General features: G+C 61.6%; 21 protein-coding genes. 6 read left to right on the forward strand and 15 right to left on the reverse strand.

The genetic code is table 11. The annotated features are described in order from the left end of the window. Position 1: 1 nt before the first annotated feature. Positions 2-271 (reverse strand): DUF7218 family protein, encoded by a 270-nt coding sequence (locus tag FGL95_RS29710; RefSeq protein ID WP_169594218.1) that lies wholly within the window; start codon positions 269-271, stop codon positions 2-4. A 77-nt stretch (positions 272-348) separates the two neighbouring features. Here FGL95_RS29710 and FGL95_RS29715 point away from each other — a divergent pair, with 77 nt between their 5' ends. Next, positions 349-972: a flavodoxin family protein gene (locus FGL95_RS29715; RefSeq protein ID WP_169594345.1), complete on the forward strand. Its 624-nt coding sequence runs from the start codon at positions 349-351 to the stop codon at positions 970-972. 41 nt (positions 973-1,013) lie between these two features. On the opposite strand, the gene FGL95_RS29720 is transcribed toward FGL95_RS29715, so the two are convergent. From FGL95_RS29720 to FGL95_RS29780, 13 genes are all read right to left on the reverse strand, one after another. Beyond that, positions 1,014-1,850, reverse strand: coding sequence for an SDR family NAD(P)-dependent oxidoreductase (locus FGL95_RS29720; RefSeq protein WP_169594220.1), 837 nt, complete (start codon positions 1,848-1,850; stop codon positions 1,014-1,016). 67 nt (positions 1,851-1,917) lie between these two features. After that, positions 1,918-2,529 carry a hypothetical protein gene (locus FGL95_RS29725; protein WP_240963409.1) on the reverse strand — a complete coding sequence of 204 codons (612 nt, stop codon included), beginning with the start codon at positions 2,527-2,529 and terminating at the stop codon, positions 1,918-1,920. Positions 2,530-2,568: 39 nt separating this feature from the next. Beyond that, on the reverse strand, positions 2,569-3,534 hold the full coding sequence (locus FGL95_RS29730; RefSeq protein ID WP_169594221.1) for an MlaD family protein: 966 nt from the start codon (positions 3,532-3,534) through the stop codon (positions 2,569-2,571). Then, a complete protein-coding gene (locus tag FGL95_RS29735; RefSeq protein ID WP_338080091.1) occupies positions 3,531-4,571 on the reverse strand; it encodes an MlaD family protein in 1,041 nt (346 codons plus the stop codon). Before FGL95_RS29735 ends, FGL95_RS29730 begins: the two co-directional genes overlap by 4 nt. Positions 4,572-4,585: 14 nt before the next feature. Next, a complete protein-coding gene (locus FGL95_RS29740; protein ID WP_240963410.1) occupies positions 4,586-5,686 on the reverse strand; it encodes an MlaD family protein in 1,101 nt (366 codons plus the stop codon). Continuing rightward, complete coding sequence (locus FGL95_RS29745) at positions 5,686-6,726, reverse strand: MlaD family protein (protein WP_169594224.1); 1,041 nt, start codon at positions 6,724-6,726, stop codon at positions 5,686-5,688. The genes FGL95_RS29740 and FGL95_RS29745 overlap by 1 nt, the downstream gene beginning before the upstream one ends. Continuing rightward, on the reverse strand, positions 6,714-7,721 hold the full coding sequence (locus tag FGL95_RS29750; RefSeq protein ID WP_169594227.1) for an MlaD family protein: 1,008 nt from the start codon (positions 7,719-7,721) through the stop codon (positions 6,714-6,716). The genes FGL95_RS29745 and FGL95_RS29750 overlap by 13 nt, the downstream gene beginning before the upstream one ends. Next, a complete protein-coding gene (locus FGL95_RS29755) occupies positions 7,718-8,746 on the reverse strand; it encodes an MlaD family protein (protein WP_169594228.1) in 1,029 nt (342 codons plus the stop codon). Before FGL95_RS29755 ends, FGL95_RS29750 begins: the two co-directional genes overlap by 4 nt. A 27-nt stretch (positions 8,747-8,773) precedes the next feature. Next, complete coding sequence (locus tag FGL95_RS29760) at positions 8,774-9,640, reverse strand: MlaE family ABC transporter permease (RefSeq protein ID WP_169594230.1); 867 nt, start codon at positions 9,638-9,640, stop codon at positions 8,774-8,776. Beyond that, complete coding sequence (locus tag FGL95_RS29765) at positions 9,640-10,494, reverse strand: MlaE family ABC transporter permease (protein ID WP_169594232.1); 855 nt, start codon at positions 10,492-10,494, stop codon at positions 9,640-9,642. The genes FGL95_RS29760 and FGL95_RS29765 overlap by 1 nt, the downstream gene beginning before the upstream one ends. 39 nt (positions 10,495-10,533) lie before the next feature. Then, positions 10,534-11,013: an SRPBCC family protein gene (locus FGL95_RS29770; protein ID WP_169594234.1), complete on the reverse strand. Its 480-nt coding sequence runs from the start codon at positions 11,011-11,013 to the stop codon at positions 10,534-10,536. A gap of 374 nt (positions 11,014-11,387) precedes the next feature. Beyond that, positions 11,388-12,032, reverse strand: coding sequence for a TetR family transcriptional regulator (locus FGL95_RS29775; RefSeq protein WP_169594235.1), 645 nt, complete (start codon positions 12,030-12,032; stop codon positions 11,388-11,390). Between the two features lie 147 nt (positions 12,033-12,179). Continuing rightward, complete coding sequence (locus tag FGL95_RS29780; protein WP_169594237.1) at positions 12,180-13,115, reverse strand: oxygenase MpaB family protein; 936 nt, start codon at positions 13,113-13,115, stop codon at positions 12,180-12,182. Positions 13,116-13,201: 86 nt separating this feature from the next. Between FGL95_RS29780 and FGL95_RS29785 the strand changes: the two genes are divergently transcribed. Continuing rightward, positions 13,202-14,149: an alpha/beta hydrolase fold domain-containing protein gene (locus FGL95_RS29785; protein ID WP_169594239.1), complete on the forward strand. Its 948-nt coding sequence runs from the start codon at positions 13,202-13,204 to the stop codon at positions 14,147-14,149. 20 nt (positions 14,150-14,169) lie between these two features. Here the strand turns inward: FGL95_RS29785 and FGL95_RS33215 are convergent, their stop codons facing one another. Then, entirely contained in the window at positions 14,170-14,541 is a 372-nt protein-coding gene (locus FGL95_RS33215) for a Rieske 2Fe-2S domain-containing protein (protein WP_169594241.1), read from the reverse strand. Between the two features lie 146 nt (positions 14,542-14,687). Here FGL95_RS33215 and FGL95_RS29795 point away from each other — a divergent pair, with 146 nt between their 5' ends. The 4 genes from FGL95_RS29795 to FGL95_RS29810 all read left to right on the forward strand — a co-directional run bounded on the left by FGL95_RS29795 (position 14,688) and on the right by FGL95_RS29810 (position 22,120). Then, positions 14,688-16,283 (forward strand): flavin-containing monooxygenase, encoded by a 1,596-nt coding sequence (locus FGL95_RS29795; protein ID WP_338080092.1) that lies wholly within the window; start codon positions 14,688-14,690, stop codon positions 16,281-16,283. A 63-nt stretch (positions 16,284-16,346) separates the two neighbouring features. Further along, positions 16,347-17,975, forward strand: coding sequence for a GMC family oxidoreductase (locus FGL95_RS29800; RefSeq protein ID WP_169594243.1), 1,629 nt, complete (start codon positions 16,347-16,349; stop codon positions 17,973-17,975). Further along, positions 17,972-19,489, forward strand: a complete 1,518-nt coding sequence (locus FGL95_RS29805) for an aldehyde dehydrogenase family protein (RefSeq protein WP_169594245.1) — start codon at positions 17,972-17,974, stop codon at positions 19,487-19,489. The genes FGL95_RS29800 and FGL95_RS29805 overlap by 4 nt, the downstream gene beginning before the upstream one ends. 528 nt (positions 19,490-20,017) lie before the next feature. Continuing rightward, positions 20,018-22,120 carry a CocE/NonD family hydrolase gene (locus FGL95_RS29810; protein ID WP_169594247.1) on the forward strand — a complete coding sequence of 701 codons (2,103 nt, stop codon included), beginning with the start codon at positions 20,018-20,020 and terminating at the stop codon, positions 22,118-22,120. Positions 22,121-22,156: the final 36 nt, after the last annotated feature.

Here is a 22,156-nt window from a genome sequence, read left to right on the forward strand (position 1 = left end):
GTCAGTGATTGCGGAGGGCGTCGATCAGTTCACTCTTGCGCATGCCCGAATAGCCCTTCAGGCCAATATCCTTTGCGCGCTTCTTCAGTTCGTCCACCGTACGGTCCTCGTACCGACCTGACTTACCCCCTTTGCGTCCTACGCTCGAGCGCCCCTCGTTCGCCGCAGCGTTGGAAATGCGAGCGGACTTCTCCTTCGAGTTCCCCTCCTTGCGCAAGTCCTCGTAGAGCTTCTGGTCCTTGAGTTGTGGTTGCGAATTTCTAGGTGCCATGGTTGTAGATTTCCCGAGCGTTCGAGATGGAAACATCGATCGGTTTCGGTGGCACAGGTGACGGGTACGTGGTGCACATGCCGAGTGACACACCGTTACGCGTACTCGCACTCGTATGCAGCCTCAAGCCTTCTCCGGCTCCGTCGAGCAGCAGCCTGCTCGCCGAACAAGTCCTGCGGGAGCTGAAGCGCCACGACATAGAAGGCGCCGTTGTCCGGGTGGTCGACCACAACCTCGCCCCCGGCGTCGAGAAGGATATGGGCGGAGAGGACCAATGGCCGGATATCCGGGCGCAACTTCTCGAGGCGGACATCTTGCTGATCGCGACACCGATCTGGCTCGGCCACATGAGCAGCGTTGCCCAGCGAGTGTTGGAAAGAATCGACGCCGAACTGGCAGAAACAGACCATCATGGCCGACCGAGCATGTGGGACAAAGTAGCGATTGCGGCCATCGTCGGCAACGAAGACGGTGCGCACAAAGTCACTGCCGACTTGTTCCAGGCTCTCAGTGATACCGGCTTCACCATTCCAGCTCAGGGTGCCACCTACTGGGTTGGCGAAGCGATGTCGCCGACCGACTACAACGACCTCCCCGAAACCCCCGACGCGGTCTCATCAGCGATCAAAGACCTTGCATCATGCGCGGCACATCTCGCAAAAACGCTGCGCCACAATCCCTATCCCGCCGATCGAAGTTGACGCTCTTGTCGAGGTCGTTGCACCGGAATCCAGTCGACGTCTCAATTGGCAACCCGTTCGATGAGACCGAGCGCGCGCGTATAGGTTCCGGGCGCGAGTCGCTTCAGCTGCCAAGCAACTTTGGCGTCCAGTTGTGGCATGACATGGAGTTGTCCGCGATCGTGTGCATCGAGTGTGGTCCGCACGATGGATTCCGGCGACGATCCGATCAATTTCATAAGCGTGGTGGCGAGGTGGGCGGCAGATTCCGTGATCGCTGCGTTGTCGTTGATGTTGGTTTTGACGAGTGTGGGGCATAGGACGGTGACGGCGACGCCGGCGCCGCTGAGTTCCGCTGCGAGCGTCTCCGAAAGCGCCAGAACGCCGGCTTTGCTGACGTTGTACGCGGCCATACGCGGGGCTGCGCCGAAGCTGGCAGCCGATGCCACGTTGATGATGCCTCCGCTGCCGTATGCGCGAAGGCGAGGCGTGAATACATGACAGCCGTGGATGACACCCAACAGATTTATGTCGATGGTGCGCTGCCAGTCGATGAGCGGGGTTTCGCCGATTACGTTGCCCCCGGTGCCGATTCCGGCGTTGTTGATCACGAGACTGACCGGGCTCTCCAGCCACTGTTCGGACGCGTCTGCGAGGTTGAGTACCTGACTCGCATCGGCGACATCGCACTCGATGTCGAGTGCCTCACCACCTTCGCTTCTGATCAGCGTGCTGGTCTCTCGCGCGCTCGTCGCGTCGATGTCGGCGCAGACGACGCGACCTCCGCGTCGGCTTAGTTCGACGGCGAAGGCGCGACCGATTCCGCTTCCCGCGCCGGTGACGACTGCGTCGGCGCCGTAAGTACGTCGATCGGGCCGGGGGAATGGCCACACATGCATGAGAGCCCCTCTAGGAGTGTTGGTTTCGAGTCAGATGATGATTGATGTGGGCGAACTGTCAGCGCCGCTACTTCCCGGGGAGCGCGCCGTCCATGCCGCCGACGTCGGAGATCTTCCAGTCGTTGTTCGTATCGACCGTGACGTTGTAGGTCACGGTGGTTTGGGCACCGTTGGGGGTTTGGGCACTTGTCGACGTGACGTTGAGGAACACCTTCACCGAGTAGATTCCGCCGGTTTCGGAGGCGATGGTCGCATCGATCGGTGCCGCGCTCGAAGTCCATTGCAGCGGTACGAGCAGTTCCTGCAGTTTCGGTGCAGTGGCATCGAACTTGTTCGCCAGTTCCGGAGTGGTATGCGCTTTGAGCCGTGCGAACCAAGCGTTGGCGTCTTTGAAATCGATGTTCGACGCACCGAGGGCATAGTCGGTGGCCACCTGTCGGGCGTGCTCGTCGTCCGCAGCTTTGGCATCGCGGTCGCGGAGCTCGCCCTTGGCCGACAACAACATTCCACCCGTCACAGCGACGGCCGCGACGAGGGCAGCGATGACGACGCTGAAGACCGCGGTCGACCTGCGGATCGATACTGTCTTGGGTGCCTTGGGTTCGGTGGTGCCGGGACGTTTTTCGTCGCCATCGCTGTTCGACTTGTCTTTGATCGTGTCGGCGGGTGTGGTTGTCATGGTCACTCCAACTATCGGTGGTATCGAAACGTTTGTGCGCTATTTGACGTTGATCTGGAGGTGGATCGCGCCGTCGTCCGCGGTCGCGTTGAGTGCCTGCGAGATCAGGCTGCTGATATCGATTGCGGGTATCGCGGCGGTGGCGGTCGCGGCGAGGGGAGCAAGGATCGGTACCAAAGGCTGCAGATCCGGTCCGATAGTCTCCAAGTAGGCAGTCAGTTTCGGCAGGAACGGGATGATGCCGTTGCCGGTGATATAGGTGTCGGGCACGCCGGGAATCCGAACGAATTTGGCGAGAGATTCGACCACCATCTCCACCTTGGTCCCGAAGTCGGCCCACAGTGGTCCAGCGGACGCCATCGCAGGTCCTGTCCATTCCATGTCGGACCCGATGGTCTGCAGGTCGGTCAGCAGGCTCCGTATTTCGGGGGTGCGACTGAGGATGGTGGCTGCAAGCAAACTTGTCGACCTCGACAGGTTGGGAATGACTTTCTCGAGCCCGGAGAATCCTTGGCTGACGGTGTTGACGATTGCGCTGATGGCCTCCGGGTCGAGTTGGATCATCAGGTTTGTGACCGTGCGGGCGACGTCGGGTATCGAAAGCGGCATTTCGATCGAGCGGGTGTCGATCTGCTGCCCGCTCTGCAGGTACGGTCCGTCCGCGGTGCTCGGCGTGAATTGCACGTACGGTTCGCCGAGGGCCGAGAGGTTCTCGATCCTGACCGTGCTCGAAGTGGGGATGTGAAATTTGTCCTCGACACGGAATTTCACTTCGACACCACCGGAGACGTGGTTGACCGACGTCACGTCGCCGACCTTGACACCGCGCAGCAGAATCGGCGATTCGGGGCCCAGACTGCCCGAGTTCGTCAACACCATCGTCGCCGTTGTGTATTGCGTGAACCACTTCACTCGGACGATCCCGAACGTGAGGTAGCCGACGCCGATCACCAATACCAGTGCGATCGCGGTCAGCGAGAGGATCGAACTGAGTTTGGTCTTCATCTGACCGCTCCGATCATTCGCAATGTCGCGAGGATGCGATCGACTTGATCGTCGGAGGAGACTGCGGGCATCGATGTTGCGGGTGCGGTGTTCACGTCGACGATGTTGACCTTGGGGCCGTATTCGACGAACGGAATGAGCTTGTCGCGAATGAGGGCCACGAGTTTGTTGAGGTTCGATGGCGCGGTCAGGTTCAACGGCCGACTGGTAAAGGCCAGCGGTACAAACGCTTTTGCTGCCGCATCGGCTGAGGTGAACAGCGGCGTCAACCATTCCAGCGAGTGCGCGACGCCTCCCAGTGCACCGAACAAACCGAGTGTCGCGACGAGGGAGTTCATCGAATCGACCGCCTGAGTTGCTCCGGCGTCAGTGAGTAGCGCGCTGAGCGCGGGGCCGTTGTCTTGCACGACTGCGACGTCTGCGGTCAGTCCGTCCAGCAGCGCGTCGATTTGATGCAGGTTTTCCGACACATCGATGAAGTTCGTCCCGAGGACGCCGGAGATTCGGGCGGTCTCCTTCGGGTCTTGCGGGAGAACCGAATTCATTCGGTTGATGATGTCTTGAGCCTGTTCGATGGCGCCACCGCCGACGAAGGTTGCGATCCCGGACATGGCGTCCTCGATCTGCAGGGCGGGTTGGGACTGTGCCAGCCCGATCGTGCCGTTGGGTGGGATCGTGGTGTCGTGGTTGGCCGGAGGGGTGACCAGGGCGATGTAGATGTCGCCGAGCACGGTGGCCTGTCGCAGTTGCGCCGATGTGCTGGTCGGAAGTTTCACCGATTCGGTGATGTCGACATCGGCAACGACATATCCCTCCCGACTCGCGGACGGGTCGACGAGCCGCACCGAGCGTAGGGATCCGATCTGGATTCCGTTGGAGGCTACTTTCGCGCGTGCCGGAAGGTTGAGCGCATTCGCAAATTCGATGTGAATCCGATAAGTCTGCCCCGACACGGTGGTGCCGGGCAGTGGGACCGAAGACGGATCGAACGAGCAACCCGCGGCTGCGAGGGCGATCGCAACCACGACGACCGGCACGGCGTGTCTCCACCTCATGGCGTGCCAACCGATCCGAGTACCACGGGAAGCAGATCGAGGGTCATCAATCCGTCGGTCGCCGTCGCGCACCTGCCGGGCGAAAGCGCGTTCACGGCTGTGCAGACCTGATCTGCATTCGACTGGGGGATGGCAACTTTGGGTGGGGAGTAGGTCAATGCCGGTGCGCCGGTTCGTGGATCGATCGACCGGGTGAACGCGCCCACAAGCGGCGGGATCATGGTGATGATCTCCTGGAGGGTTCCGACGTTGGCGCCGATGAAATGGACGATCGGGACTGTGGCATCGAGAACCTGGAGGATGGGTTCACCGAACATGGTGGTGATGTCGTTCACCATTGGGATGAGTACGCGCAAGGAGTCGATGATGCCGGCGATGGGCAACCACACCTGCTCGTTGACGTAGTCGAGAACGCCCGCGAACGGGACCAGCATGTCCTTGATGTCGCCCCAGCCGGTCGACACACTCGCCGACAGCTCGTTGAGCACATCGATCAGCTCACCGATGTGTCCAATCGCTGCATCCGGCGAATTCAGCGCAACACCAATCTTTTTTATCAGTTCGTTGATTCGTGGGCCGGTGCCCGCGACAGCGTTGTCGATGGCTTTGATACCGGTGTTGATGCGTCCGGTGGCGGTCGGGTCGTCGCCGCCGTTGAGTTCGTTGGCGAGGTTGCCGAGCGCGTTGAGTGTTTGAGTCATGCTTTTCGGTGTGAGCGTGCGGGTGATGCACGTACTCGGATCCCACTCGGTGGATTCGCCGTCACCGAGAACGGCCAGATTGCGGTCCGCGACAAGAGTGTCGGACAGAGTGGTCGCGGATACGGCGCCACGGAGCCTGTGGTCGGCGTCGACGTCGAAATCGACGCGCACGGTCTCACCTTGCGGCCAGATGTCGGTAACGGTGCCGACTGGGACGCCGAGCATGGTGACGTTGTTGCCGGTGTAGAGGCCGACGGCGTCGGGCATCAGCGCGCAGTAGCTCTGGGTCTTCTTCGCGGGATCGTAGGCGATGACGTAGGCCACGAAGACCAACGTGCACGCGACGAGCACGCCGGCGACCGACATGAATCCGCGAGAGGCAAGTATCCGGTTCATCAGCACGCCTTGCCAGGGACTGGAATGCACAGGGCGGGTGCGGTAATGGTCGCCGAGGACTGGTCGAGGACGACGCCGTTGGGAGTGGCAAGCGGTTGCAGCCGGCCGAGCAGGTTCCGCACGGATTCCACTGCACCGCCGAGCTTGCCGCCCAAGCGCTGCAGTTCCGGGACGGCGTCAGCGAGCTTTTGTGCCATCGGCTTCAAGGTGGTCTCCCAGTGCGGCCCCAGTACCGCCAGTCGCGACAAGGCCTGGTCGGTGACGCGCAGGGCTTCCTGGATTTCGGCCTGTTTGTCGATCACGATCGTTTCCAAGAGGCTGATTCGATGGATCAGCTCGCCGAGGAGTGATTTGGAACCGTTGATCGCGGTGAGGTATTCGTCGGCGATCGCGAGGCTGCGTGAGACGTCGTCGTTTTGTTTTACGAGGATGTCGACGAGCGATTCGATCGCGGTGCCCGCGCGGCGCAGGCCGTCGGGAGTGCCGTCGAGCGATGTCTGCAGGGCCGCGAAGTTCTGGCGCAAGGTCTTGCCGTCGATCTCGCGGATCGGTTGGGCTGCGTCCTGGAACGCTTTGGCCAGGTTGTAGGGGAGTCGTACCCGATCGGGCGGAATCACGGTGTCACCGAGCGGCGTGGTGCCCGCGGGAAAGACGGCCACGTAGTGGCCGCCGACGATGGTGAGCATTCGGATGTCGAGCGTCGTTTGGTCACCGATGAATACATCGTCTTTCACGGTGAACGTCATCGTGACACTGTTCGTGTGGAGGTCGATGGATTTCACCGTGCCGACAGGGATACCGGCGATCCGCACGTCGTCGCCAATTTTGACGGAGCCTGCCTCAGCCAGTTCGGCGGTGTACGTCGCTCTGCCAAGCGGCAGGACGTAGAGCACTCCGGTCGCGATCAACGCGAGCACCACAACGACAGTACCCACTATCCCCAGTCGCAGCTGCGAGGTTGCTGCCTCTCTGTCGGTCGGTATCGGCCGACTGGCGGAGAACTGAAAGAGTCTGCGCGCCTTGAGTTTCAACGATTGCATATCGAGATCCTCTGCCCGGCGATGAGAACCTGCAGCGGCCCGGGTGCGGTCGCGTTTCCGTTCGAGCAGGTGAGGTTCACTCCGGGACCGGTGTCGGGGATCAGCGCGTTCAGTGACTGCAGCAGGGCGGGTAACCGGCCGAGAACCTCGACCGCCTGGCCTGGATCGGGGAACAGCAGCCCGACGATGTTGTCGAGATCGGGATTGGAGTCTGGGGTGAGCCCTATGGTGGCGAGCAGGCTGTTCAGCGGGGTCAGCACCGGTGGTGCGGTCATCGCGAAATCGACAACGCCGTCGAAATTCTCCTGCAGTGTGACGAACACCTGGGTGATTCCGTTTATCAGGGTGATGAGTTGGGGTGAGCGCCCGCCGATTTGGTCGGAGATCTGCTTCAGGTTGGCCACCAACGCCGAGATGACGGTTTGGCGATCACTCACGTAGCTGCTCAGCGTTTCGATCGCGTCCAGGGCGGGCCCTATCCCAGTGCCGTTGCCTTCGATCACCGCCAGCAGGCTCTCCGCAAACTGATTCAGTGCGCTGGGTGAGAAGTCTGCGAGCACTGGTTCGAGGCCGTTGAACAACCCGGTGATGTCGAAGGACGGAATGGTCGCATCGGTGCCGATGGTGGTACCGGGGACGAGTTCGGTCCCGGGGTGTGGTGGTTGCTGGATGTCGACGTAGCGCTGCCCGGTCAGATTCTGGTAGCGGATCGCGAGTCTGCTCGTGTCGAACATCGACCTACCGTCTTGCACGGTCAACCCGACCCGTGCGTGATTGTCGTCGAGGCTGATGGACTGCACCTTTCCGACCTGGACCCCGTACATGCGCACGTCGTCCCCGGTCTTGAGCCCGTTCGCATCCGTGAAAACCGCTGTGTAACTCCGGGTGTCGCCGGGCACTGGCCGCTTGATCGCCTGGATGATGAAAGTGAGCAGCACCGCGATCAATGCGACGAACAGAGTCAGCTTCCAGGACACGGAGACGAGTGACTTCATCGGTCCGCTCCCTGCAACGACGGGGGAGAGGTTCCGAGCAGCGGTACCGACAGTGCCGGCACGCCCCGCAACGTCACGGCGAACTTCAGCATCGGACCGTCGGGGGTGTCGGTGAACGAGGAATCTAGCCGGTCGAGGAGTTCGCGGAGTTGTGCACTCGACAGTTGTGGTGTCGGCACCATCCGCGCTGCCGCGTCCAGGGCTGGCGGAAGCATGTCGGCGTAACCGGTGAAGTGCCGCTCGGCGGTGAAGAGCAGGTCGGAAATTCCTGGAAAGAGTTGGTGGATGGAAATTTGCAGTACTTGATCGAACTTTGCCCGGTCGGTTTTCAGGATCTCGAGATTGGTGAGCGTATCTAGCAACTGGACGGTTCCGCCGACCATCGGCGCCGCGCCCGACAGGGTGGACCCGAACTGCCCCAACAGGAACGAGGCCGCGTAGCGCTGAGTGTCGGCGATGTTGCGTCCGGTGGTGACGATGGCCTCGAGCAGCGGGGTGAACGCCTCCAGATCTCCGGCCAGTGTGGTCAACGTTGCGCTGAGTTGCGGGGTCAACACATCGGTGGCGGTACGCGTGACCGCCCGGAGCAAATTCCCCATCGTGACGTCCTGTACCCGGTCGGCATGTCTGCCGGTCAAATCGATGACGTCGTCGTTTGCCAGAGCGTTCCCGCCCTGGCCTCGTCGCAGTGCGATTTCGCTGATGCCGAAAAGGTTCGAGGGTGCGTAGTCGACGTCGAGGGTGTCTGTCACTCCGAACAACTGGGATCGGTCGAGTCGCAACGTGATCAGTTGTTGGCCGTCGTGCGCGTTTTCGATCTTCTCGATCTGGCCGACGGCGACTCCGTCGAGACGGACCTGCGTTCCGTCGACGATGCCGTCACCGATCTGTTCGGTCCGCAAAACGACCAGTAGGCGGTCATCGCCGCGGACTCGGTCGACGATGATCCACGCGACCGCCAGGACCGCGACGACTCCGACAGCGACAAGGCCGACGAGGACAGACCCGCGCCTGTCGATCGTCACTCCAGGCAATCCGTATTTCGGCATCGTCTATCCCGTGAAACTGATCGACGAATTGAAACCCCACAGCGCGATGCTCAACACCATGTCGAGAGCGATGATGGCGACAAAGCTGGCGCGGACCGCGCGGCCCGACGCGATTCCCACGCCCTCCGGTCCACCAGTGGCGACAAAGCCTTGGTAGCAGTGAATCAAGATGACCGCAATGCCGAAGATGAGGATCTTTATTACTGCAGCGGTCACGTCCCAGCCGCTCACGAACTGGAAGAAGTAGTGGTCGTAGACACCGCTGGCTTGACCGTGCAAAACGACGATGACAGCGCTGCAAGACATGTAGCTCAAGATCAACGCGATCAGGAATGTCGGCACGATTGCGACCGCGCCGGCGATCACCTTGGTGGTGACAACGTAGGGGATCGACCGCAAACCCAATGCTTCCAGGGCATCGATCTCCTCTGATATGCGCATAGACCCGATTTGCGCGGTCATGCGGCAGCCCGCTTGGGCGGCGAAACCGATTCCAGCGGCGATCGGGGCGAGTTCGCGCGTGTTGGCAAACGCGGAGACGACGCCGGTGACCGGCCCAAGGCCGATCATGTCGAGCGTGGCGAAGGATTCGATGCCGACGGAGGCGCCCATCACCATGCCGAGGACGATCAGCATCGGCACCGTCCCGCCGCCGACTATGAGTGAGCCGCGACCCCAGGTCATATCGGTGATCGTGCGCATCGTTTCTGCGCGGTACTTCTTGAGCGTCAACGGGATTGCGGACAGCGCCTGCCACGCGAAGCTCAGGGCGAAACCGATGGTTTCGAACGGGCGGGTGATTCGAGACGGTGACGCGGCGATGCGGTAAGCCCAGCCAAGACCCTTCGAGGCGTAGGTCGACGGCGCCATCACGCGAGCCTCGTCGGCAGGAACATGGTCGAGACCTGGGTGATCACGAGGTTCACGACGACGATCGATACCACCGACAGGACAACCGCGGCGTTGACGCTGTCGGCCACTCCGCGGGGCCCTCCTTTGGCCTCGAGTCCCCGCTGGCAGGCGACTACGACGACCAAGAAGCCGAAGATGATCGATTTGATCAATGACAGCCATACGTCAGTGGCCGTGGTGAACGAACCGAAGGTCTGCCAGTAGCTACCCGCGGTCACGCCTTGCGCACCGATGGCTACCGCATACCCGGCCACGACCCCGACGAAGATGATCAGAACGTTCAGCAATGGTGCGACGATCACCATCGCGACCATCCGCGGAATGACGAGCCGGTGCACGGGGCTGATGCCCATCGTCTTCATCGCGTCGATTTCCTCGCGAATCGTCCGCGCACCCAGGTCAGCCGCGATTGCTGCCGCGCCGGCCCCACCCAGCAACAACCCGGTCGCCATCGGCGCACCTTGCTTGATGACCCCGAGTCCGCCGGCTGCGCCGAGCAGCGAGTCGGCGCCCAGCTGGTGGATCAGATTCCCGACCTGCAAGGACACGATCACCCCAAAGGGAATCGCCATCAGGATCGCGGGGATGGCAGTGACGGTGATCAGGTACCAGCATTGGTACACCATTTCCCGCCACTGAAACCGTAGCCGGACGATGTCGGAGGCCGCCCCGGTCACCGATTCGAGACCGACACCCACCGCCCGACCGAATGTCCGCAGGCTCGAGATAAAGGTTTCGGAGAAGTTGTTTCGAACGATCCCGAGCGCGGACGACGATTTCTCATCTGCGACCGGCGGTGCGGTGAACACCATGGTTGACCTTCTTCTTCGAATGCTCTCGGACAGTGCGGGTTACGGAGTTGCCGAGTGCGGCGGAGTTTCGTCGGCTTGTGCCGCCTCCAGGCACGCGTCGCACAATTTAGATGTCGTGACACGGGCGGCAAGGGCGAGAAGCGGTTCGATGGTTCGGGCGAATGCCTTCACAGCGGCCCCGCCTGACGTGGCGTAGAGAAGCACGAAGTCGAGCGCGGTTCTATCGGGTGTTACTGGTTCGAGTTGCATCGTCGCGGTGAACTCGAATCCGGATAGCGAATCCAAGCCGATGCGGCGGTCCTGTTCCCAATCGCTGATGCGGGCTGTGGAGCTGAGAGTCTTTGGACCTAGGTCGACCGAGCCTTCGAAGACGGCATCGGGGCCGTAGTCGGAGTCGCCGACTGGTTCGACGGTGGTTATGCCGAACACCCACTCGTGCATGCGGCGATAGTCGGCAATGTAAGCGAAAACGTCTGCCGCCGATCGCTCGATGATCCCGGTTGTCCGAATCTCTACCATCTGTCGTTCTCTCTGCTCGACCCCGTGAGAATTCTGGGTTGTCATGTGTGCCGACGGACTTGGCCACGATCATTGAATTGACGAAGAAACTGATTGGCCTTCAATGACTGGCCTGCGGTATTCAGTCAACCTAAGCTCCGAGCGCCGACATGTCAACACCGAGACATATTTGTCCAAACGTCTCGGACTGACAGCGGCGAATTTCACCGGATGAATCGAAGGGGATCGCAAGGGGTCGCCGGAACTTCGGTGGCTGGCGAGTAAAACCTAGTTCGCGCACGTTGAAGAGGCAGATTACCGTCGACGGAAAGATTCGCCCGAATCTGTTGCTATGCAAAGAATGTCACGCGCATATTAGCCGCGCGATCATGACTTCAGCCGGCCGGGCGAGCTCCTCCAACGACGATGGGTACGAAGTATCGCCGCGCGAACTCGGCGACAGCCGCGTCGTCGCGGAAAGGGATCAGTCCGTCCGGGATGAGCAGTTGGGTCGCCGCAAGTCGGATCATGATCTCGGCTGCCACGGATAGGTCGGCTTCTGGCAGGAGAAGATTGCGATCGTGGAGAGATTGCAGGTATTGCACGAGGAACATCCGGCCAACGGCCAGTGAGGCGCCGCCGCCGGTCGCGGCGTAGTTGTAGAGCTCCTCAGGCTCTGTCTCCATCAGCTTGCCGAGGAGCGGGTTCGCGCGCAGCTCGCGGGCGCTGGCGACGGCGAGCTGCACCACCGTGCCTGCGGCATCGGGCGCGGCAGCAACTGCGGCCGCGACTCTTGCCAGCACCGCCAACATCTCGCGCCCCGCGACCGCCTGGACCAGGGAGTCTTTGCCCGGGTATCGGCGATATACCGCTGCTCGAGAGATGCCTGCCCGCCTAGCGACGTCGCTCATGCTGCTGCGGCGAATCCCGACGAGCTCGAACTCTTGTTGCGCGGCGGCGAGAATTCGCGCGGTGACTTCTTCCGAGCTGTCCTGAGTCGAGGTTGCCGCGGACTTGTCGACGGAGCGTGACTCGGCCACGGCTGCACCCCCCGTTCGCAATTGGACGTATTCGAAACTACGCAGGACTGATCTGTGACCGACCCGTCCCGATGCTGGGACAATACCGTATCTTTGTCACGCACTGCGAGTTTGCGTGCCTTTCGCGAAGCCGGATCGCGACTACCGTCAAAGCGCGACTCGCTCGGCCTCCACTGTCGGTGCTGAGCGATCGATGGGCGCCGCGTCGTAGAGTCCGGTCCGTGCGGCGACCCGGGCTCGCCGCACGAGAGTGCGAACCGGCGGGCTCACGGACAGTGGAATGGCGTCACGCACCCCCGGTGTGGCTGCGAGTGCGGCGAAGAGCGGACGATGTGTCATCCTGATCGCGGCTTTGACTGCTGTTGGGTAGGGCACCATTCCATACAGTCTCACTAGGTAGTTCGGCGTGATTGCGAGGCCGGTCGAGAGCGCGATCCGCATCGGCAATGCCATCAGCGCGGGCAGTAGGCCAGTTGTCGGTCGCGGTGCGAATACGTTGTTGACATAGAGGCCGGCTTCGGTCAATGCCAGATTTGCGCGCTCGGCCTCCAGGTACTCGTCAACTTCGGCTTGGCTCTTCGGCATCATTTCACGCGGGATCCTGTTGAGGTCGCCGACGATTGTCGACTCCTCGCGCCAGTAACGGTCCCGTTCTTCGGGGGTTAGGCGCCGCGGCCCGTATGCGTCGTAGGCGTCCAGTGCGGCTTGGCCATAGGGAATGAGCAGCCACATCAAATTGCGAGGCTCGGACGCGCAGTGGACGCGATCGCCGGTTGGGCCCCATGTCCCGGTTACGTGGTCGTGCATCGTGTTGACGAGATCGGCCGCGTGTTGGGCGGTCGCACGGTCGCCGAAGTAGATGGCGAACATGTACTCCGCAGTCAACACGATGCGCTTCCACGGGTCGGTTGCGCCCGTTGAATTCGAGACTCCGATGTTCGCAAGCCAGGGATTCAAGAAGAAGTATGCGCCAGTGCCCACGACGCCCGGAAAGATCGTCGGGCCGCTGATGCGCCAGGAGATGGAATCGGGGCCGAAGAATCCTTCGTCCTCGCAACGGATTGGTTCTCTGATCATTGGCATGCCGTGAACTTAGGCCTGAAGACGGTGCATGTCAACGAGACGAATATGTCGATTAGTCTCGATGTCATGAGAGAGGGTGGTTTAGCGTGAATGCGCCAAGTTTGCAATCGCAAGTGGTCTACGGAATCTTCCGCGGTGTGATTCGGCCTGTGCTGCAACGAATCCCAGTGACCGGATGGCCTGTCGTTCTCGCGACCGTCGTCGAGGCAACGGCTAAGGTGCTGCCGCCCCCTTCCGGAGTAACCGTCGAAAACGTGCGCCTTCCTGGTTTCGACGCCGAAGTAGTTCGGGCCGCGACCGCGAAATCGGACCTGACGTCTGGGGCAGTGCTGTACTTCCATGGCGGCGCGTTCCTCACCGGAGGACTCAACTCGCACCGCCGGGTCGTCGCGGCGCTCGCTCGTCGGACCGGGTTGCCAGTCATGCACATCGCCTACCGTCAGCTGCCGAAGACAAATATCAAGGGTTCGATCGACGACTGCGTCACGGCGTATCGCTGGCTGCTCGACCGAGGAACTGATCCGGCGTCCGTGGTGTTTGCCGGTGATTCGGCCGGGGGATTCCTCGTGTTCGCCGCGGCACTCGCGGCCCGCGAAGTCGGGTTGGCCGGGCCGGCGGGGTTGATCGGATTCTCTCCATGGCTCGACCTCGATTGTGCGACGAAACTCGCACATCCGAACCGGGCCACAGACGCCTACCTGCCGGCGAAATTGCTTGCCGCCGTGAGCGGGATCGGTGGGTACGAACCTCGCGTGCATGATCGAGTGCTGGCTCCGACGACTGGCGATCTGTCCGCATTGCCGCCGGTCCTGCTGGTTGCCGTCGACTCGGAGGTCCTCTTCGTCGATGCCGAAGTCATGGCCGCGAATCTCGCAGCCGCGGGAGTATCGTGCACGCTTCGCGTCTGGACACGGCAGATCCATGCTTTCACGGCGCTGTTTCCCGAAATGCCAGAAAGTCGCGCGGCGTTGGATGACGCCGCCGGGTTCATCGCCTCGAGAAGCGACACGCAGAACTCGCCCTTGTGCCGATAGCTGGCGTCCGGTCGACGGCCCTACCCCGCGGAGGGCCTAGGAGACCGCGTCTCGCGTAATTGCTCGGGTATGGCGGTCACTGTCAGGGGAATTCTGGCGGGGCCCGAGAGCACTGCACCGTCGGTCGCGAACCTAGCTCCGTGGCGGGGGCAGGCCCAGGCTTGCGATCCCGGATCGAATTCGAGCTCCCAGTCCAAGTGTGTGCATATTGCAGTAACAGCGTGCAATCTGCCGCCGGCATCGCAGAACACTCCGACGGGCTTCTTGTTCTTGCCAATCACGATTGTTGCTTCGCCTGGCTGCAGTCCTCGTTCGGACTGGTGCCGGCCTGTCAGCCCGCGAAGGAGCCGCGCGGAGTCGAGGACACGGGTGGCCAGCCTCCAGATTGTCATTGGAACGTGCCGGATCTGGCGAGCTTCATGGTGCGAATCTAAGGAATCCAGGGTGTGGTGTCAACGAGACTGATTTGTCGATCTGTATCGACAAACTTGATTCGTCGGCCTACTGTCGTCCCGAACGACCCCAGGACGGAGAGCGCGTGACTGCGACAAGCACAACCGATCAACCCGAGCAGCCCGACTACGAAGTGGCGATCATCGGTGCCGGAATCAGCGGCATCGGCGCCGCAATCGCACTGCGGCGCGCCGGAATTCGCGACATCGCTCTGTTCGAGCGCGCATCCGACATCGGCGGAACTTGGCGCGACAACACCTATCCCGGTGTCGGAGTCGACGTCCCCGCGCAGGGGTATCAGTTCTCCTACGCGTTGAAGCCGGACTGGTCACGTGTGTTCGCCAAGGGCGCCGAGGTGAAGTCCTATGTGGACGATTGTGCCGACCGCTACGACATCCGGCGGCTTGTGAAATTGAACAGCGAGGTCACCGCTCGTGTTTGGGACGACGATCAGAGCCTGTGGCGCCTGACAATCGCGGACCGACCCGTGACGGCCCGGTTCGTGATCAGCGCCATCGGACCGTTCATCGAGCCGAAACCACCTGCCATCGACGGGCTCGGCGACTTCGAGGGCACGATTCTGTATTCGACATCTTGGGACCATCGTGTCGGACTCGCAGGCAAGAAGGTCGCGATCATCGGCACGGGTGCCAGCGCTGTGCAGATCATCCCTGAGATTGCCCACGAGGTCGCGCGCCTGGATGTCTATCAGCGCACGCCGATTTGGGTGACGCCCAAGCCTGACATCGGCACACCGGAATTAGCGTCGGTTTTGTTCAAAGCTGTTCCGCCCGTACAAAAGCTGGTCCGCAATGCTGCTGCGCGAATGATGGAGGTTCTCCTGATCGGCGTCGCCGTGAATCACGAAACGCTGGCGGCGGTCAATCACGGTACGACCCGCGCGCTTCGCGACATCTGGTACCGCCTGCAGGTTCGTGACGCGGTGACCCGCCGAAAGCTCACGCCTGACTACGACTTTGGCTGCAAGAGGCCCGCGACGTCGAACACCTATCTACAGACATTCAACCGGCCGAACGTGGAACTGGTCACGGATCCGATCGGTCGCATTACACGCGGCGGTGTCGAGACAGTCGTCGGCATCGAGCGAGACGTCGATGTGCTCATCCTCGCAACAGGTTTCCGGACAGCGACCGACCCCGAGGCATATCGACGAACTCCTGTGCGCGGCCGCGCCGGTTTCGACCTCGCCACCTTCTACTCCGAGCATCGTGCGCGGTCCTACGAAAGCGTCTCGATGCCCGGATTGCCCAACTATTTCACGATATTCGGGCCCTACGGCTGGGTCGGCGGAACCTGGCACGACTTGGTCGAGACGGCGTCAAATCACATAGTTCGGGTGATCAAGGAGGGCCACCGCCGGAACGCAACGGTCGTAGAGGTACGCGAGGACGCCGCTGATCGGTGGACCGAGTTCGCAAGAGAACGCATGTCGCACTCAGTTTGGGCGATCGGCAATTGCGCAACCGCGAACAGCTATTACTACGATCACCACGGCGATACCACCTACATTCGGCCCACCTCCGCCCGTGAAGCCTGGCACGCGTCACGCACATTCGCGTTGGAAGACTACGAGTTTCGATTCGGTCCGCCGATCGACATCGCTTTCGACGGCATCGAGGTTGCTCAGCCGATTGCTTCGCTGTCCCCAGCCGACCGCTGAGCGGCTCAGCGTAAATCCGCATACGCCACATCAATTCGTTTCGAGTACTCGAGGGAGCTCCGAATGTCCAGAAATTACGACTACATCGTGATCGGCGCAGGCTCAGGTGGGTGTGCGGTCGCTGCGCGTCTGAGTGAAGACCGATCGGCCCGCGTGTTGCTGATTGAGGCTGGCGGGTCCAACCGCAAGCTTGAAGTGAAAGCCCCCTTGGCTTTTGCGAAACAGTTTCACAGCAAGCTTGATTGGGACTACTGGTCCGAGCCCGAACCTCATCTCAACGGACGCCGCATCTTCTCCCCACGCGGCAAAATGCTCGGCGGCTGCAGCTCGATGAACGCGATGATCTACATCCGCGGTAACCGCCTCGACTACGACACGTGGGCTGCGAACGGTGCCGACGGCTGGTCTTACAACGACGTCCTGCCCTATTTCGTGCGGGCCGAACGCAACGAGCACATTCACGACCAATTCCACGGCAAAACAGGTCCTTTGAACGTGACCCGCGTCCGCGATGTCGATCCGGTCAGCGTTGCCCTCGTCGATGCCGCGGCCGACGCCTTGAATATTCCCGAAAACAACGACTTCAACGGCGCCAGCCAAGACGGTGTCGGGCAGTTTCAGGTCACTCAACGTAGGGGTATTCGGTTCAGTGCGCGCGAGGCCTACCTGCGGGCGCGGCGTCGGAACCTGACGATCCGCACAAACACGCTCGTACACAAGATTCTCCTCGACAATGGCCGAGCGACCGGTGTCGAAGTCGCCGACGACAAAGGCAACGTCGAACGAATCACCGCGAGTCGGGAGGTCATTCTTGCAGCTGGTGCTTTCAATACCCCTGCGTTGCTGCAGCATTCGGGCATCGGTCCGGCCGAGCACCTTCGTTCGGTCGGGGTGGAACCTATCGTGGATCTGCCTGCCGTCGGCGAGCACCTTATGGAACACCCGTTGGTCTATTTGACCTACGAACTCAGCAACGGACATGTCGGACTCTTCGACGCCGAAGACCCCCGGCACCTGAAGAACTGGCTGCTGCATCGTCGCGGCAAACTCGCGAGCAATGTCGCAGAAACTGGGGGACACATCCGCTCAGACTCCGCACTGGCCGCACCCAACTTTCAAATCCTGTTCGCCCCAGCGTTCTTCTACAACCACGGGGCCATGGCCTGGGATACCCCGGCCGCGACCATCGCCATGTCCTACATCGCCCCGAGTAGTCGCGGACGAGTACGCATCCGCACCAGCGACCCGACCCGCAAACCCGCCGTCACCTACAACATGCTCGGCCGAGACTCGGAAATGGAGGAAATGATCGACGCCGTCGAACTCGCCCGCCGCATCGCCGCAAGCGCCCCCGCCCGCGGAGTCCTGGGTGCCGAGATCACCCCCGGAGCGGCGGTGCAGTCCCGTGCCGACATCGCCGCCTGGATTCGCAGTACCGTCCAGCACACCTACCATCCGTCGTGCACGGCCCGAATCGGCAGTCCCACAGACGGTGTCGTCGATCCGCAGTTGCGCGTGCACGGCGTCCCGAACCTTCGAATCGCCGACGCCTCGGTTATGCCGACGATCATCCGAGGCAATACCAACGCGACCGCAATCATGATCGGTGAGCGATGCGCCGACTTCGTCCGCGCGGACCTCGCCACGGCACCCGTCAAGGCTGGACGCGTGTCGGAGGTCGGCGCACGATGACCGCCGCCTCCGACACAAGCGTCGCTCGCATCCAGACGATCCAAGTAGACAACCCGGCAACCGGCGCGATCATTGGGACCGTCGCCAACATGACCGCCGAACAAGTTGCGCACCTTGTCGATCGTGCGCGCGCCGCTCAACCCCTTTGGGAAGCAATCGGGTTCGCCGAACGCGCCAAACTCGTTCGCGCGCTCCGCAAGTGGTTCGTAGCCGAACGTGAGCGCATAGTCGACATTGTCGTCGCGGAGAACGGCAAAACCCGCGAGGACGCACTCCTTGCCGAGTTGTTCTATCTCGCCGACTCGATGGGCTTCTGGGCGAAGAACGCCAGCAATTACCTCCGCGACGTATCTCCGCGCACCCACTCGCCGCTCGTGCTCGGCAAGAAGGTCGTCGTACGACACCGCCCCCTCGGTGTCGTCGGTGTCATCGCACCGTGGAACTATCCGCTGACCTTGAGCATCGGCGACGCGCTGCCAGCTCTGATGGCCGGTAACTCAGTCGTGATCAAGCCAAGCGAAATCGCTCCGCTAGCAGTAGAATTCGTGATCCATGGCGCGCTGAAGGTGGGGTTTCCCGAAGATGTTCTGCTCGTGGCGACCGGGGCAGGGGAGACCGGAGCGGCGCTCGTCGACAACGCGGACATGATCCAGTTCACCGGGTCCACACGGACCGGGCGCCGAATAGCAGCGAAATGCGGCGAACGGCTGATCCCGTGTTCGGTCGAGCTAGGCGGTAAGGACCCGATGATCGTTCTTGCCGATGCCAACGTCGAACGCGCTGCCAATGTGGCCGTCGAATGGTCGATGCGCAATGCAGGTCAAATCTGCATGGCAATCGAGCGTGTATACGTCGAAGAACCGGTCTACGACGAGTTCGTCGCTAAGGTCATCGACAAAGTCACCGCTCTACGCCAAGGCGTGCCAGCTGACTACGGGTCGGTAGACGTCGGCGCGATCACCTTCCCACCCCAGCTCGACATCATCGAGGCTCACGTCAGCGACGCCGTGTCCAAAGGCGCGCAGATAGTTGTCGGAGGTCGTCGCTTGCCAGGTCCAGGCCGCTTTTTCGAACCAACCGTTCTGGTCGATGTGGATCACACCATGGACTGCATGACCGAGGAGACGTTCGGACCGTTGCTGCCGATCATGAAGGTGCACAACGACGAAGAGGCCATCCGGCTCGCGAACGATAGCCCCTACGGCCTCGGCTCGAGCATCTTCACCCGCGACATCGGCAAAGGGAAACGCCTCGCTCGCCGGCTCGCAGCGGGCAACACCTGGATCAACGACGCGATCATGAGCTACCTCGCCCAGGAGGCTCCTTTCGCCGGCGCACGTGAATCCGGGCTTGGCGGACGGCACGGCAAGCAGGGCATCCGAAAATATTGCGACACACACACGATCCTCACGACTCGGTTCGCATTGACTCGTGAACCGACCATGTTCCCCAATTCCGCGAAACGGTCCCAATTCTTCGAAAGACTCATGGTGCTCATGTTCGGCCGAAACTGACGGTGGAGGGAGTATCGGCCCAGCCCATGTGCGGTCGTCCCATCCCCCACAATCCAAGGCGGGGGCAATCCCATCTCTGGGTGCTGGATGTGCGAGTCGGCGTCCACCAGTTGTCACGTCGTGCTCGCAACGCGAATAGGCGGGCCGACTTCACTCACTTGCCCCGAACACCCTGACGGGTACGCAAGCAACCTGACGTCCGACCGCGCATGCGGGAAGGTCGTGGAGCGAACTAACAATGAAATATCCACTCGCATATAAAAATTCGTAAGTCTCGAAGAGATGTCGTCTTGCGACTATCAGCCGCGGCATTAACAAGTATTGCGAGATTGGTGAGCCAGTGTTGTGACTGCTGCGAGACAACTATACGCGTGCGTCTACGCGTCTTCTACTGTGGCCTGTCGACCCGGCGCGGTTCAAAATGAGACGGCTGTGCCTACGCGCAGGTGAACCGGCGACTGCGCCGAGATGGAGTGCAAAGCGATGCAACTCGCGTCAGTCAAGCGAAGACAACGATCTTCTGGTCTCATGAGGATCGAGCGGAAGCGTTCGTTCGTCACCCGCGCAAGGCGTGCTCGCCGGTCGCTTGTGCTCGCCACCGTCGTTGCCTTGGCTGTTGCGCCGGGTCCGGTATCCGCGTTACCGGGCTACACGGTGTCCGACTCGGTTGTTCCCGCCGACGTAATGGCGGCTAGTGCTGCACCCGGTCATTCTTGGGAACCCGAGACCGCCTCCTATGGTGTCGGAGCGAATGCAGACGCTTCGATCACCATGAGCGATGGGACGGTGCTTCGCGCAGACGTGTACTACCCGACCGACGTGACCGGTCAGCAGGCACCAGGCCAGTTCCCGGTCGTCTTGATGCAAACTCCCTACGGAAAGTCCAATCTCGATCTCGTCAACAGGATCTCCGGCGCGCTGGGACTGTCCTCGGACGACGGCACTCCGGAACCGTTAGGTAACGCCAACACCTTGTCGCTCGGGGCAATCGGGCCGAACGACTACATGGTCCAGCGTGGCTACATCAGTGTCGTCGCAGACGTTCGCGGGACAGGTCATTCGCAAGGCGTCTACGGCATGTTCGACCCCGTTCAAGCGACAGACGGGATGGCACTCGTCGACTGGGCATCGACGCTCCCCGGCTCGAATGGGAAGGTCGGGCTCTACGGAGCGTCGGCGATGGGCATCATCCAGCTGATCACCGCGGGCGCGGCACCAAAAGACAGCCCGCTCAAAGCCATCTTCCCAGTCCTACCCGCCCACGATCTGTACAAAGACACGGTCACCATGGGTGGGCTCATCGACCTCGAGTTCGACCTGATATTCGCCGGGGCGACCGGCGCACTGAATATCGCGGGCCCGGTTCTCGGTGCGCTACTCAACCCGACAAATTTGCCGGCCGATTTCGACCTCTGGACGAAACGCCTCGGGAATGTCGCTGACTTTCAGGTCGACTCTATTCGACGAGGATTGCAAGGCGATCCGAATGTCGTGTACAACGACGACTTCTGGCAGGCCCGCAACCCGCGCAACGTACTGGCCAACATCGTCTCTAGCGATATCCCTGCCTACATCGTCGGCAGCCAGTACGACCTCTTTCAGCGTGGCCAGCCGCTGCTGTATACCGGACTGCAGAACGCCTACTCCGGGCGACCAGTCGACGCACCCATGACACCGGCTCAGCGCGTAACTGGGCGTTACCAACTACTGATGGGCCCGTACGCCCATGCGGCAACGGCCACCCTGCAGGACTTCGATCCTCTTATGCTCCGATGGTTCGACACCTGGCTCAAAGGCAAGGACACCGGAATGGCGGACACGCCAACACCATTGCACTACTCCGATATTGGTACATCGTCCTACGGCCAACACGCCATCTACCCGTTCCCGGACGCCAAGCCGACTCGGTACTACTTCAACAACGCTCGCGCCGAACGCGGAACCCAGTTCGGGAACAGCGGATCTCTGACGACCACTCCCGCCGAGGTCGGCGACGACACGCTGGCATGGACGCCCGTGAGCAATCCCTGCACACCGAGCACCGATCAGTGGAGCGGTGGCATCCCGAGTTGGTTGACGGGATTCTTCGCCTCCAGCGTGCCGTGCGTGAACACGGACATCGTCGGCCAAGCAGGTCTCGACCGGCTGACGTACACGACTGCCCCGCTGACACAGGCGCAAACCATTGCCGGCCCGATCGCGGCCACAGTCTTCGCCAAGGCCACCACTACCGAAACAGCGTGGATCGGCCGAGTCGACGACGTCGCGCCAGACGGAACTATCACCCCGTTGACCCAAGGCGCGCTGTTGGGGTCGCTGCGCGCGATCGATCCCGCGACAACGTGGACCGACAGTGACGGGCAGATATTCAAATCAGGCCACACGTACAGCCGCAGCGTTGCCACGCCCGTCATTCCTGGTGAAAGCACTCGCTACGACATCGACATCTTTCCGACCTATGCGACGATCGCGCCCGGACACAGCATCCGCGTCACGCTTTCGACCGCCGACACCCCGCACCTCCTGCCCACCTTCCCTGACCAGGCCAAGCTCGCTACGGGCGTCTACACCATCGAGCTAGGCGGTCCCACCGGCTCTGCAATTGAATTGCCGCTGATCCCCGCGTCCTGACGGTGATAGGAGCGGCGGGCATATGTAGCCCGCCAA

The sequence above is a fragment of the Antrihabitans stalactiti genome (assembly GCF_012932915.1).
GTDB lineage: Bacteria > Actinomycetota > Actinomycetes > Mycobacteriales > Mycobacteriaceae > Antrihabitans > Antrihabitans stalactiti.